The organism is Salinicoccus siamensis, from assembly GCF_055391965.1.
The window spans coordinates 2,019,463-2,033,271 of sequence record NZ_AP043765.1 but is presented as its reverse complement, the minus strand read 5'-3'; the positions used below and the strand labels follow the sequence as shown (position 1 = coordinate 2,033,271).

11 protein-coding genes are annotated in these 13,809 nt (G+C 45.2%); 10 read left to right on the top strand and 1 reads right to left on the bottom strand.

Annotation, left to right across the window (positions count from 1 at the left end):
• Positions 1 to 4: 4 nt before the first annotated feature.
• The 10 genes from ACZ5LF_RS10425 to ACZ5LF_RS10380 all read left to right on the top strand — a co-directional run bounded on the left by ACZ5LF_RS10425 (position 5) and on the right by ACZ5LF_RS10380 (position 12,269).
• On the top strand, positions 5 to 532 hold the full coding sequence (locus tag ACZ5LF_RS10425; protein ID WP_380570203.1) for a DUF1850 domain-containing protein: 528 nt from the start codon (positions 5 to 7) through the stop codon (positions 530 to 532).
• Complete coding sequence (locus ACZ5LF_RS10420) at positions 522 to 2,747, top strand: TRAP transporter permease (RefSeq protein WP_380570204.1); 2,226 nt, start codon at positions 522 to 524, stop codon at positions 2,745 to 2,747. Before ACZ5LF_RS10425 ends, ACZ5LF_RS10420 begins: the two co-directional genes overlap by 11 nt.
• A 157-nt stretch (positions 2,748 to 2,904) precedes the next feature.
• Positions 2,905 to 4,053, top strand: coding sequence for an NAD-dependent epimerase/dehydratase family protein (locus ACZ5LF_RS10415; protein WP_380570205.1), 1,149 nt, complete (start codon positions 2,905 to 2,907; stop codon positions 4,051 to 4,053).
• A 16-nt stretch (positions 4,054 to 4,069) separates the two neighbouring features.
• The gene (locus ACZ5LF_RS10410; protein WP_380570207.1) at positions 4,070 to 5,206 is read left to right on the top strand and encodes a glycosyltransferase family 4 protein; all 1,137 of its coding nucleotides are present in this window, start codon (positions 4,070 to 4,072) and stop codon (positions 5,204 to 5,206) included.
• A gap of 18 nt (positions 5,207 to 5,224) precedes the next feature.
• Positions 5,225 to 6,526 (top strand): pyrimidine-nucleoside phosphorylase, encoded by a 1,302-nt coding sequence (locus ACZ5LF_RS10405; RefSeq protein ID WP_380570208.1) that lies wholly within the window; start codon positions 5,225 to 5,227, stop codon positions 6,524 to 6,526.
• Positions 6,527 to 6,778: 252 nt separating this feature from the next.
• Positions 6,779 to 7,921 carry a UTP--glucose-1-phosphate uridylyltransferase gene (locus tag ACZ5LF_RS10400; RefSeq protein ID WP_464759252.1) on the top strand — a complete coding sequence of 381 codons (1,143 nt, stop codon included), beginning with the start codon at positions 6,779 to 6,781 and terminating at the stop codon, positions 7,919 to 7,921.
• A gap of 53 nt (positions 7,922 to 7,974) precedes the next feature.
• Complete coding sequence (trhA, locus tag ACZ5LF_RS10395; protein ID WP_380570221.1) at positions 7,975 to 8,643, top strand: PAQR family membrane homeostasis protein TrhA; 669 nt, start codon at positions 7,975 to 7,977, stop codon at positions 8,641 to 8,643.
• 78 nt (positions 8,644 to 8,721) lie between these two features.
• Complete coding sequence (gene proC / locus ACZ5LF_RS10390; protein WP_380570210.1) at positions 8,722 to 9,525, top strand: pyrroline-5-carboxylate reductase; 804 nt, start codon at positions 8,722 to 8,724, stop codon at positions 9,523 to 9,525.
• A 76-nt stretch (positions 9,526 to 9,601) separates the two neighbouring features.
• Entirely contained in the window at positions 9,602 to 11,158 is a 1,557-nt protein-coding gene (locus tag ACZ5LF_RS10385) for an amidohydrolase (RefSeq protein ID WP_380570212.1), read from the top strand.
• A gap of 13 nt (positions 11,159 to 11,171) precedes the next feature.
• A complete protein-coding gene (locus ACZ5LF_RS10380) occupies positions 11,172 to 12,269 on the top strand; it encodes an NAD/NADP octopine/nopaline dehydrogenase family protein (RefSeq protein WP_380570213.1) in 1,098 nt (365 codons plus the stop codon).
• Between the two features lie 121 nt (positions 12,270 to 12,390).
• On the opposite strand, the gene ACZ5LF_RS10375 is transcribed toward ACZ5LF_RS10380, so the two are convergent.
• On the bottom strand, positions 12,391 to 13,788 hold the full coding sequence (locus tag ACZ5LF_RS10375; RefSeq protein ID WP_380570214.1) for an alanine/glycine:cation symporter family protein: 1,398 nt from the start codon (positions 13,786 to 13,788) through the stop codon (positions 12,391 to 12,393).
• Positions 13,789 to 13,809: the final 21 nt, after the last annotated feature.

Genomic DNA, 13,809 nt, shown 5'->3' with positions numbered 1-13,809 from the left:
TTGAATGGATACTAGTAATAAGAAAAAGACATTGCGTCGCCGCAATGTCTTTTTCTCCCTTATTGGAATTTCAGTGGTAGCGTTACTCGTCATTCTTTATATAACAGCGCCTTTGGGTATTTCGATCTCTGACATGGAAACAGGTGAGGTTTTATACAGGACCCGGATTGATGACGGGGGACGTTTCTCTGTTGAATACATACATTCAGTCGAACGCTCGCCTGTGAAGGAAATTTTTGAAGTGCGTGGTACAGATATATATACGATGGAGAGCCATACGGAATCATTTGGGGCGGGCATGCCTTATGAAGGGGAAGTGATGGAACTCGAGGATGGCAAGTTCATCATCAGTGAAATCAACAGACCTGTCCGTGGAGGGGCCTTGAGGATACGCCCATCCTCTGTATTTCCTCATCATATCATGATAGGAGACGATGACATACTTATTTCCGAACCGCCGTTCAAAGGCAGAAATCTGGAGGTCAATGTCACCCGGACCTTATTTGAGAGAGGTGAAATCAATGGAAGATAAAGAACAAAAAAAATTGCTCCAGGAACTGGAAGGAAGTGACAGGGAACTCGGGAAGAAGATGGGCCGATTGGTCAGTATTGTGGCTCTATCTCTGGCATTCTTCCACCTCTATGTGGCTGGGTTTGGCCTGCCTGGCATCGGATCCAGGACTTTCCTGGTCATCCACCTTATATTGGGGGTCGTCCTTGCATTCCTGATTTTTCCGATAAAAAAAGGTTTGAATCAGAAGACCATACCTTGGTATGATTTGTGCCTTGCGGTTTTGACTTTGGGTATAGGGATATATCTCATCAACAGGCAGACGGCTGAAGCTATAATGTCGGCCCGCCCTACCGAAGTGGATTTGTTGGTAGGCGCGCTTTTTGTACTCATAGTCATTGAAGCCACGCGACGTGTGGTCGGCCTGCCTCTAGTTATAATAGCAGCCATTTTTATGGGTTATTTCTTTTTGGGTCAATTCATGCCGGGGGATTTCTACCATAATCGAGGGGACTTTTCCCGATTTGTCTATGAAATTGTCTATCGTAGCAATGGCATATTCGGCACGCCGATCTACGCCTCAGCGCAATTTGTTTTCATCTTTATCTTGTTCGGCGCCATACTTGAATCGACTGGGGCAGGTAAGATGTTCATCGATCTCGCCATCAGAGGGTTCGGTAAATACAAGGGAGGTCCCGCCAAAGCCAGCGTAGTGGCAAGCGGGATGATGGGGAGTATCTCCGGGAGTTCTACAGCAAACGCAGTTACTACAGGTACATTCACAATACCTTTGATGAAGAAGGTAGGATTCCCCTCTCATGTGGCAGGTGGCGTCGAAGTAGCAGCTTCTTCAAGCGGGCAATTCCTGCCGCCTGTCATGGGGGCTGCCGCCTTCATCATGGTGGAATTCACAGGAATCCCTTATTATGAAATCATTAAGAGTGCATTCATTCCTGCGATATTGGCTTACGTCGGCATTTTGTTCATGGTTCATTTTGAAGCGGGTAAACATAATATCTCCGGGATGGAACGTTCTGAAATGTCCTCGGCACGGAAATTGCTTATAAGGCAGGGGTATATGCTGGTGCCGATATTGATTCTGCTGTACTATCTCGTTATTGAACGCGCATCAGTCAATGCTTCGGCATTCTACACAATCATAGCGATGATCGTCATAGCACTCTTCACCTACCGCTTCAAGGAACGTCTGGGACGAACAATACTTTATGCGGCGATATTGCTTGCACTCACGTTTGCGATGCAGTATCTGGTTGGATACCTCAACCAGGGGCTGGTTGCGTTGAATGATGTTTTTGGAATAAGAGTCTTCAACAACCAGACGATACGATGGAGGGACTCGATATTCACCATGGTATTGGGTGGAATCCTTGTGGCATTTCTATTTGGCATTTTCCAAAGGATGATGAAACATGACAAGGTGAAGTCGGAATACGGAACCAAAGAGTTGTTGGAAGGCTTCGACACCGCTTCGAGGAATGCGCTGAGCATCATAGTAGCGTGTGCGACTGCGGGGATTCTGATCGGGGTCATCACGACAAGCGGTTTGTCTACGAAATTCACACGTATCGTCATAGAGTTTTCAGACACCATTGAATCTTCATTGCCAGCCTTCATGATTACCGATAACACCCAAATTTATATTGCGTTGGTATTAACTGTGTTTGCATGTCTGCTGTTAGGACTTGGTTTGCCGACTACAGCGACTTATGTGGTACTTGCTGCAGTGATTGCGCCAGTGCTCACCAATTTAGGCTTGCCAATCATTGTGGCCCACCTCTTTGTCCTGTATTATGGCGTGCTTGCAGATGACACACCACCGATAAACCTGCCCGCCTATGCAACGGCCGGTATTGCGAATGCCGGTCCGATCCGTACAGGCGTGCAGGGCTTCAAATACGATTCTGCGGCGCTTCTTCTGCCGTTTATGTTTGCGATAAATCCTACTATATTGCTGATTACAGATGCCACGGTACTTGAAATGGCATGGGCCGTCCTCACTGCCGCGATAGGAATGGCGACATTTGCGTCATTCATCCAAAATTATATGCTCACCCGCTACAATATCGTAGAGAGGGGGGTAGCGGTCGCTGCTGCATTGTTGTTCATACAGAGCAGTCTGATGACGGACATAGTGGCAATCGGGCTGTTCATCCTACTCGTGGCCTTCCAATATTATAAGAAGAAAAAGCAGCAACGAGCACCTGAAGCGGTTTGACCAGGAACTGGATCCATCAGGATCTGGTTTCTTTTTAGCATTTCATCAAATAGTCATTAAAAGTTTGTCCGAAGCCATAAACATCTTTATAATGGTATTGTATACTAGTGGTATACTGTGAGTATTGTAAATAACACTTGAAGCGAGGGATTTTTAAATGAGAATTATTGTAGCAGGAGGAGACGGTTTCTGCGGATGGCCTACTGCATTGTACCTTTCTGAGAAGGGCCATGATGTGACGATTGTAGACAATCTGGTGAGACGCAAAATCGATAATGAACTGCATTCCAACTCTGTAACACCAATTGCTTCGCTCCAGGAGCGCGTGGATAAATGGAAAGAACTCACCGGCAAAGAGATCAAAGTGTACGAAGGGGACCTTAACCATTATGATTTCTTGACTCTGGTCTTCAAAAATGAACGTCCGGAAGCCTTTGTCCATTTTGCCGAGCAACGGTCAGCGCCGTATTCCATGATTGATCGTGAGCATGCGGTCTATACTCAGCAAAACAACGTTTTGGGAAATCTTAACGTGCTTTATGCAATAAAAGAATTTGAACCTGATTGCCATCTCATAAAGCTCGGAACGATGGGTGAATATGGACAGCCGAACATAGACATCGAGGAAGGGTACATAGAAATCGAACACAAAGGCAGAAAAGATACTCTACCGTTCCCTAAACAACCGGGTTCTTTCTATCACCTGACAAAAGTGCATGATACTCATAACATCATGTTCGCCTGTAAGATTTGGGGTATTCGTGCAACTGATCTCAACCAGGGTATTGTCTATGGTTTGAACACTGAAGAGACAAAGAAAGATCCAGTGTTGGCTAACCGTCTTGACTACGATGCTGTTTTCGGTACTGCTCTCAACCGGTTCCTGGTACAGGCTGCGATCGGGCATGATATCACTGTTTATGGCTCAGGTGGCCAAACTCGGGCCTTCCTGAATATCCAGGACACTGTCCGCTGTGTTGAAATTGCTGCGGAAAATCCGGCTGAACAAGGTGAGTTCCGTGTCTTCAACCAATTCACAGAGTCATTCTCCGTTCAAGAACTTGCTGAGAAGACTAAAAAGGCAGCAGAAGAACTGAATGTTGAAGCGACAGTTAAATCAATAGAAAATCCGCGTGTTGAAAATGAAGACCACTACTACAATGCAGTGAATACAAACCTGATCGACCTTGGTCTTGAACCACACCTGTTGACGCAGGATGTCCTTAAAGAAATCCTCCAGGAAGCAATGGAACATAAGGATCGTATCATTGTAGATAATGTTCTTCCTCAAGTGACTTGGAAATAGAAAGAGGTAAGACCGTATGAAGATAGCAATTGTCACAGAAACATTTCTACCATCGACTGATGGGATAGTGACGAGATTGACGAAAGCCATAGATTACTTTATACGGGAAGGACACGAAGTTCTGGTCATTGCTCCAGACCTTGGTGTATACGATTATAAAGGTGCAAAAGTGATCGGTATCAAACCGATCACTTTCCCTTTTTATAGATACCGTAAATGGGGGGTTCCTTCTCGTAAAGTGTACCATGAATTGAAGAAATTCCAGCCTGACGTAGTACACGCAGTCAATCCGATCCTGCTTGCAACGAGTGCAGTGAAGGCTGCACAGAAACTTGATATTCCGCTTGTTTCCTCTTACCACACTCATCTGCCAAAGTACTTGGATTTCTATAAAGCGTATAAGCCGGCGAAACCGCTGCTATGGTGGTATATCAAACGCAACCATAAAAATGCGGATTTGAACCTTGTCACTTCACAAGCCATCCGTGAGGAACTTGATGCCCAGGGCATCGAGCGTCTGGATGTCATTCCGCGCGGGGTGGATGTAGACCATCGGCATCCACGGTTTCGTGATGATAAGATGAGGGAATGGCTGACCGGAGGGAAGCCGTCCAATAAGTTGCTGGTGTTCATCGGCAGGATAGCAATAGAAAAGGAACTGCATAAATTGGTGCCACTACTTGAAAAGCGCCCCGATATAAGCTTAGCCATGGTCGGCGACGGTCCAGCACGGGCGGAGATCGAAAAGCGTTTTAAGGGCACTAATACGGTATTTACCGGCTTCATCCATGGAGAAGAATTGTCCAAGGCATTTGCTTCTGGAGATGCATTCATCTTCCCATCAGTTTCTGAAACCCTTGGGCTTGTCATTTTGGAATCGATGGCTTCAGGCCTACCTGTCATTGCCGCGAAAAGTGGACCGACTAATGAACAAGTTGAACATGGCGTCAATGGAATGCTGTTTGAAAATGAAAATATTGAAAGTATGCTCGAGGCGGTATCTGTCCTTGAAGATCCAGAACATCTTGACTTGCTGCGCAGAAATGCCAGAAAAGAAGCGCTGGACTTTGCATGGGATAAGACATCCCAAAGATTGATAGATTTTTATATGGAGGCGCGTAACCGACACTCTGTTGGAAGTAAAACTATATAGTGTGGAAGGAAGATATGTATGAGAATGGTCGATATAATCGCTAAAAAGCGTGATAATGGAGAACTTACTAAAGAGGAAATCCAGTATTTTATAGACGGCTATACAAAAGGGGACATCCCTGACTATCAGGCTTCAGCCCTATTGATGGCCGTATTCTTCAATGACATGACTCAAGCAGAACGGGCAGATCTTACAATGGCAATGGTCAAATCCGGAGATGAAATCGATCTTTCAGCAATCAATGGCGTTAAAGTGGATAAGCACTCGACAGGTGGAGTAGGCGATACCACGACACTCGTCCTGGCACCGTTAGTGGCGGCCCTGGATGTGCCTGTAGCCAAAATGAGCGGGCGGGGGCTCGGTCATACAGGTGGAACAATCGACAAACTTGAAGCGGTAGAAGGGTTCCATGTCGAGATTACAGATAAGGAATTCACAGACATCGTCAATCGTGACAAAGTGGCGGTCATAGGCCAATCCGGCAACTTGACCCCGGCAGATAAAAAGATCTATGCGTTGCGTGATGTCACCGCGACAGTCAATTCGATTCCCCTGATTGCAAGTTCAATCATGAGTAAGAAAATTGCTTCAGGCGCTGACGCAATCGTCCTTGACGTTAAAACAGGGGATGGCGCCTTCATGAAGCATGAAGAAGACGCCGTGGCACTTGCGGAAGCAATGGTATCAATCGGCAACAATGTAGGACGCAATACAATGGCGATCATATCCAGCATGTCAGAGCCGCTCGGCTATGCCATCGGTAACGCCCTGGAAGTCAAAGAAGCCATTGAAACCCTTAAAGGCGAAGGGCCTGAAGATTTGACCAGACTATGCTTGGAACTCGGGGCACAGATGGCGGTTCTTGGGGGTGCTGCAGAAAGCTTGGATGAAGCGAAAGAAAAGCTCCAGGCGGTCATTGATGATGGACAGGCTCTTGAGAAATTCAAAACTTTCCTGAAGAATCAAGGCGGAGATCCGACTGTAGTCGACGATGTATCGCGCCTGCCTCAAGCAGATTATCAATATGAGGTTAAATCGAAAGAGAGTGGGTTCGTCGAAGAAATCAAAGCTGAAGAAATCGGTATTGCCTCAGCAATGCTTGGAGCCGGGCGTCAGACCAAGGAAGACGTCATTGATCTGGCTGTAGGCCTAGTGCTGAAGAAAAAGGTTGGAGATCCCGTGGAAGTTGGCGAAACACTTGCTGTCATCCACAGCAATACAGAAGATGTGGCAGAGGTTGAAGCCAAGATTCTCAAGGATTATAAAATTGGCGACAACAAGGTGAATATTGAACTTGTAAGACAAGTCATCACCGGATAAAACTCCCTATCAGGGAGTTTTTTTGTTTGCTCTCATTAAACAGACCAATGATGTCTATCAGTCAAAGAAGGTCGCAGCAAACTTGATTACGTCCCCTCGCTTTAGCCTTATAGAGATGCTCATCAACTTGTGGGTACAACTGCTCCTATACTTCATTTGCCCAGAGCATACCCTCATCATTATCTTTTATATTTTTACAGTTCCATAGATATACATTATAATTAAGAAAATGATTTGTGGAGGATAATGATGATGAAGGCAATGATACCCCAATACGACAAACTGGAAAGAAATGAACAGGAAGAAGTGGAACATCAATTCCAATCACTTGATACGGATGAAATCAAGGAAGTGTTTAAGGAGGTCTACCAAAATCCGACACCAGTGGATATGGGAAACATCACTGAAATCCCTTATACCACACCGGAAGAACTGGATGAACATATGTTGCATGAGATGACGCTTGATGCAATGGCCGATGGCCAGGTAGGGGTCCTGCTGATGGCAGGCGGTCAAGGGACCCGTCTTGAGCACACAGGACCGAAAGGCACTTTCTCGTTTGATGGCCATTCCTTATTCGAATTGCAGGCAAAACAACTCAAAGCATTCCAGGAAGAAGTGAATGTGTCTGTACCATGGTTCATCATGACGAGCGACATCAACCACGAGGAAACCAAGCAGTTCTTCTCCACGCATAATCATTTCGATTTGGAGGCAGACAATATCCATTTCTTTAAACAGGAACATTTCCCGGCGTTATCAAAAGATGGGGAACTGCTGCTTGATGCTGACAGGAATATACTGGTGACCCCAAATGGCAATGGAGGAATATTCAGTGCGCTGAAGCATTCAGGTATGCTGGAGCATATGAAAGAGTTGGGTATCAGGCATGTATTTATGAACAACGTCGATAATGTGGTGGTCAAGGTGGCGGACCCGCTGCTTGTCGGACTTCATATTCAAAATGACAATGAAGTGACATCCAAGTCAATAGAACCGAGGCCAGGGGAAAGTGTCGGACGTCTGTGCCTAGTGGAAGATCAGAAGAGCGTAGTTGAATATACTGAATTGCCTGAAGGTCAAGAGGAAAAATTCAAGAATGGGAACATCGGTATACATGTTTTCAATATCGAGTTTCTTGAAAAGGTAGCTGACGTAAAAATGCCTTATCATCTTGCATTGAAAAAATTGGAGCATCTCGATGATGACTTGAAGATCATTAAGGCGGAGGCCCTTAAATTCGAAAAATTTTATTTTGATGCGTTCCAGATTGCAAACACTCATATGACACTACAAGTCGACCGGACGGGGGAATTTTCGCCGCTTAAAAACAAGATAGGGAAAGACAGTGTCGAAACAGCTAGACGGGACTTGATGGATGAAGGCTTGATATAATGTTTTTGAAGCATACAGGTACACGCGGCCCTTTATACAGAAAACAGCACGATATGGGGGATAGAGTCGTGGATTCATTGAAACATATGATTCCGCTGTCTTTCGGGGAGGAAGTCGGCAATAGCGTCAGCCATGGCGTAGCAGCCATCATATTTATATTGCTGTTGCCCTTTACGGCAGTCTATATGTATGAGAGTGGTGGCGTGATGCATGCTGTGGGCGGCTCCATCTATGTCATCAGCATATTTTCCATGTTCCTGACTTCTACTCTTTATCATGCCATGGCTCATAACACAAAACATAAATATATCCTGCGCCTCCTTGATCATAGCTTTATATTTGTTGCGATTGCAGGCACCTATACACCTATTGCCTTGTCAGTGATCGGCGGCACTTGGGGCATAGCCACCTTGATTATCCAATGGACGGTGGCAGTGCTGGGTATTTTATATAAAGTGCTGAGTCCAAAAGTGAGCAATAGGGTGAGTCTGACAGTCTATCTCATCATGGGATGGATGGCCGTCATCTTCTTCCCGAGAATATTAGCGAATACAGATTGGATGTTTTTACTTATGATTACATTGGGAGGCGTGAGCTACACGGTGGGAGCTTGGTTTTACGCACAGAAGACACGCCGGTATTTCCATATGATATGGCATTTCTTCATCATAATAGCGAGTTTCCTCCACTATATTGGCATTGTTTTCTATATCCAACCTTGATTAGAGCGCCATTTTAAATATTCTTTTCAGTTTGTTATGATTGTTACTGTCCGTAAAATCAAAAATGGAGCTGATCTTATGAAAATCGTATTTTATGGCGCAGGTAATATGGCGAGTGCCATCTTTATAGGGATGATTGAAAATAAAGTGGTAAAACCAGAAGAGATATATTTGACGAGCAAAAGCCAGAAAGAGAAAATAAAATTCTTTCAGGATAAATTGGGAGTCAATATCTCTTATGATGATTCAGAACTGTTGAAGGATGCAGATTATGTCATTTTAGCGAGCAAACCGCAAAGTTTTCCTGATGTGGCCAAGAGGTTGCGGCCTTACCTTGAGGAAGCGACGAAGATTATTTCCGTTATGGCAGGCACGCAGATTAAAACAATCAGAAGAGAACTTAAAAGTGACAATCCAATAGCTCGGTTGATGCCGAACACTAATGCGATGGTCCAACATTCGGTCAGCGGTATCAGCTACTCTGAAAACTTTCCAGATAAGGACGAGCTTGTGGAATTGATGGAGAGTTTTGGCACGACCGTGGTAGTGGAAGAAGATGCAATGCATAATATTACTGCTGCAACAGGTTCAGGATCGGCCTTCCTATACTATATTTATGAGAAGTATGCGGAGAGTCTCATGGAGCTAGGATTCGATGAAAACGAAGCCATGTTCCTGACGACAAACCTTGTTATCGGCGCTGGTAAAATGGTGGAGGATTCCGATCTGTCGTTCAGTCAACTAAGGAAGAATATCACTTCAAAGCGGGGAACGACTGAAGCAGGATTGGACGCTTTAGATGGCGAAGGGATTAAGAGCATCTTGATGACAACATTAAATGCGGCAGCTAACCGCAGTGAAGAACTGAGCCAGGATGACTGATTCAACCATTTTGTAAGATAATGATGAATGCTTCATATATAATGTATATATGAAGCATTTTTTCTGGAGGTAATGAATGAAGATATTATATTATAACGGGAATATATATACGATGAAGCGTCCGGAAGATAAGGTACAGGCGGTTCTTGTAGAGAATGGAATTATTCTTGGCGCGGGTATTTTCTCGGATTTTAGGCATGAAGCGGATAAACTGGTAGATCTGGAAGGTGCTACAATGTTGCCGGGATTGACTGATACACACATGCATCTGGTTATGTTGGGGAAGAAATTAAAATCACTCGCACTCAATGACGTCAACGATATCAATATGATGAAAGAAGTGATCTCAGAATTTGATTCGAAGGATAAATGGAATGTCATCTTGGGTTATGATGAGAATAATTTTCCTGGTCAGTATAAAATGAAGCGCGAAGAGGTGGATATGCTGACCCATAAGCCGACACTGATCACTCGTGTATGCCATCACGCCGGATTGATCAACACGGCAGCGATGTCGCTTCTCGGTCTTGATCGTACGACAGAGGATCCGGAAGGTGGATATTTCGAAAGGGATGCGGACGGGGAATTGACAGGCTGGGTCTATGATAAGGCTTTTGAAATGGTTAGGGGGAAAACTGTGGAAGATGATATCGATTCAATAAGCGATGACATATCAACAGCAGTAGATCACCTCCATTCGTATGGCATCACCAATGTTCATACAGAGGATATGTCTTATCATGGTCCTTATCAAGTGCCCCTCGGGGCATATCTCAAAACGGTGGGGCCTGAGGGTAAAAAGATCCGGGTCAATCTGCTTCGGCACGAACAAGTTTACGATGAGATGGTTGCAGATGCGCCGGATTACCGAAAAGACTGGATTGAACCTGATGCCATGAAACTTTTCATGGATGGCGCTTTCGGTGGGAAGACCGCTCTGGTTAAAGACCCTTATGAAGGCACGGCTGGGCATGGACTGCAGATCCACTCCCGGGAAGATCTGGAATCGCTCATTGTGAAGGCCCGTTGCAATAAGGATGCAGTAGCAGTACATGTCATAGGAGATAGGGCGTGTGAGATTGTGGTGGACACCATTGAAAAACATCCAGCTCCTGAAGGTAAACACGACAGATTGATCCACACAAGTTTGTTGAACCAACCACTGCTTGAGAGAATGGCTAAAATGAGTATCATATGCGATGTACAGCCAACATTCCTTACATCTGATATGCCCTGGGTAGAGGAATATCTCGGAGAAACACGTACAGCATACCTTTATCCATTCAAGACAATGCTTGATTATGGCTTGATGCTTGGCGGATCGTCGGATGCCCCTATCGAAACAGCCAATCCGATGCAGGGAATCTATACACTTGTCACGCGTCGTGGGGAGAGCGGGATTTATAATGAAAGTGAATGCATCAGCCGGTATGAAGCATTTAAAATGTATACACATGATGCTGCCGCTATTATCTATAAAGGTGACAGGGCGGGGTTGATTGACGTAGGTTATTACGCTGACTTCGCGATATTTGAGCGTGACGTCATGCAGATATCGTCTGAGGAATTATTAACCGCAAAAGTAATAAAAACAATCGTCGACGGCGAAGTCGTCTATGATGGACAACTATAGAAGGAGGGGTTTGATGGGTTTAAAAATAGGAATTTTTGGTGCCGGCAATGGTGGGATCACCGCGGCTGCTGATATGACTGAGAAGGGGCACCAGGTGACACTTTTTCAGTCGCCGCAATCGAAGAAGGATTTGAGCCAAATTGAGGAGAGTGGGACAATTTCATTCAATGGAAAACCAATCTCACTCCATAAATTTACACGCGAAGCGGAAGAGGCCGTCAAGGGGCAGGATGTAATAATGCTTACAATACCTTCTGTTGCAATTGAACCGGTTGGCGAAACGATTGCACCTTATATTGAGGATGGACAGTATATACTGATCAACGGAGCGAGTGCAATGTCCAGCCTTCGTTTTAGGCGTGTACTGCATAATATGAAGGCTGACGTCGATGTAAAAGTAGGCGAGACGATGTCACTGACCTACGCCTCACGCTATTCATCTGAAAATAATGAGGCACAGCTCATCGCCTATAATAAATATAATCTTTTTGCCGCATATCCGGCGAGACATACCGAGGAGATGCTCGAGGTATTCCATCGCATGTACGACTACCTCGAACCCGCCGAAAATATACTGGAAACAACCTTAAACAATGGTAATCCTGAGAGTCATCCAGGCCCTTCCATACTAAATGCGGGGAGAATCGATTACGCTGGGGATGATTTCTATCTCTACAAAGAAGGAATCACCAAGCACACTGTGAACGTGGTGCACAAAATTGATGAAGAACGTCAGGAGATCTGCAGAGCGCTTGGTTTTGATGCACTTTCGAAATCAGAAAGAAGCCTCAGGAGTGGGTATTTTGAAGATGGGCTTACCTTAGATGAGCAGTACAACAATTCGAAGGTTTTGAAGGATATAAAGGGACCGATAGAACTTGACAATCGTTATGTCACAGAAGATGTATCCAACGGGCTAGTATTGTGGGCAAGCATTGGAAAGATGGTTGGGGTCCAAACACCGGTAATGGACTCGGTCATTACATTAGCGGGAGTCCTTTTGGAACGTGACTATTTCCAGGAAGGTGTGACTTTGGCTAAGCTAGGTATAGAGGATAGCAGTCCGGCACAACTGAATGAAGACATGAAATACAACCATACTAGAGATTAATTCGTGACTCATCAGATGCACGTGATATTTTGAAGATTAAAAATAGGCAACCCCACTTAGCAATAGTTTAATATCGCTAAGTGGGGTTTTTACAATATTTACAGAAACGAAATCTCTTTAATCACGCATGTTCATCTTTTATATCTTTCTGGTAATACTTCGGATCACTGAAAAATTCCTTCTTCAATTCGATGACCTTTGGAGAAAGCAATATTATGGCGATGATATTCGGTAACACTACAAAGAATAAGGTGAGATCAAGGAAGGCCCATAAGGCAGTCGCTCCTCCTATCGACCCGACAACGATCGAAATGACGTAGATACTCTTCATGACTGTGCCGGCCCATAGGCCGAAGAGGTACTCTGCTTGCCGTGCGCCATAAAAAACGACTACCGTTATGGTCGAGAAGACAAATATAACCAAGGCTATCGATACTACATAACTTCCGATCGGTCCAAAAGATTCTTCGAAGGCCCGGGCCGTCAAAGCTTCCCTGACACTTTCCTTATGTGCATCACTCTGTTGCCATACACCCGTCGTTAGGACGACCAACGCTGTAACTGTACAAATAATCAGGGTATCAACCAGAATTTGGATCACGGCCCAAAAAGCTTGACGAATCGGATGATCTGTCTGGGCAGCGGCATGTGCAATTGGAGAAGTACCTAACCCCGCTTCATTGCTGTAGATGCCGCGTGCGAAGCCCCACCGTATTGTTTCAGCGAGTACCGCACCAGCTCCGCCGCCAAGAGCCGCTGTCGGATTGAAGGCTTCGGTGAAAATCAATCTAAAGGCTGCAGGAACGGCCGAGGCATTCAAAATAAGAATGATGACCCCTGCCAGAATATAAAACAAGGCCATGAAAGGGACGAGGTAAGAAGACACTTTGCCGATGCGTTTCACACCACCAAAGACAACGACGCCGACGGCAATGGCTATAATGACGCCGGTTGCCAGTGGGTTGAATGAGAAGGACTCAGCTATCGTACTGGCGACGGAATTACTCTGCACCATGATGCTTGGTATCAACTCAATTAATAGGAAGGTGGCATACCATGCTGCCAGAAACTTACCGATCATGGGCCATTTTATGCCATTTTTCATATAATAAGTGGGGCCCCCAACATATTCGCCTGCTTTATTTTTCTCCCTATAGTGTACACCGAGTGCAGTTTCTCCAAATTTTAATGCCATGCCGAACACGGCGATGACCCACATCCAGAAAACGGCACCCGGGCCGCCAAGCATTATTGCCACCGGCACACCTACGATATTCGCAGCGCCGATTGTTGAAGATAGGGCTGTGGTAAGTGTCTGGAAAGGTGTGACAGTCCCTCTTCCCCGCGGTTTTTTGCCGATGCTTCCAAAAGTCTGCCTGAAAATATAGAAAGGGTAGACAAACTGAAAGAACTTCAACCTGAAAGTTAAGTAGACGCTAGTGAAAAACAACATTATGATAATCGGGTATCCCCAAAGGAACGATGAAATGGCTGTCACTGATTCTATTAATTTCTCCATGGCTTACCCCCTTTGATTAAT

Excerpts from the sequence above, each read along its gene's own strand:
- ACZ5LF_RS10425 (WP_380570203.1), top strand. The coding sequence starts at position 5 with ATGGATACTAGTAATAAGAAAAAGACATTGCGTCGCCGCAATGTCTTT.
- ACZ5LF_RS10420 (WP_380570204.1), top strand. The coding sequence starts at position 522 with ATGGAAGATAAAGAACAAAAAAAATTGCTCCAGGAACTGGAAGGAAGT.
- ACZ5LF_RS10415 (WP_380570205.1), top strand. The coding sequence starts at position 2,905 with ATGAGAATTATTGTAGCAGGAGGAGACGGTTTCTGCGGATGGCCTACT.
- ACZ5LF_RS10410 (WP_380570207.1), top strand. The coding sequence starts at position 4,070 with ATGAAGATAGCAATTGTCACAGAAACATTTCTACCATCGACTGATGGG.
- ACZ5LF_RS10405 (WP_380570208.1), top strand. The coding sequence starts at position 5,225 with ATGAGAATGGTCGATATAATCGCTAAAAAGCGTGATAATGGAGAACTT.
- ACZ5LF_RS10400 (WP_464759252.1), top strand. The coding sequence starts at position 6,779 with ATGAAGGCAATGATACCCCAATACGACAAACTGGAAAGAAATGAACAG.
- trhA (WP_380570221.1), top strand. The coding sequence starts at position 7,975 with ATGGGGGATAGAGTCGTGGATTCATTGAAACATATGATTCCGCTGTCT.
- proC (WP_380570210.1), top strand. The coding sequence starts at position 8,722 with ATGAAAATCGTATTTTATGGCGCAGGTAATATGGCGAGTGCCATCTTT.
- ACZ5LF_RS10385 (WP_380570212.1), top strand. The coding sequence starts at position 9,602 with ATGAAGATATTATATTATAACGGGAATATATATACGATGAAGCGTCCG.
- ACZ5LF_RS10380 (WP_380570213.1), top strand. The coding sequence starts at position 11,172 with ATGGGTTTAAAAATAGGAATTTTTGGTGCCGGCAATGGTGGGATCACC.
- ACZ5LF_RS10375 (WP_380570214.1), bottom strand. The coding sequence starts at position 13,788 with ATGGAGAAATTAATAGAATCAGTGACAGCCATTTCATCGTTCCTTTGG.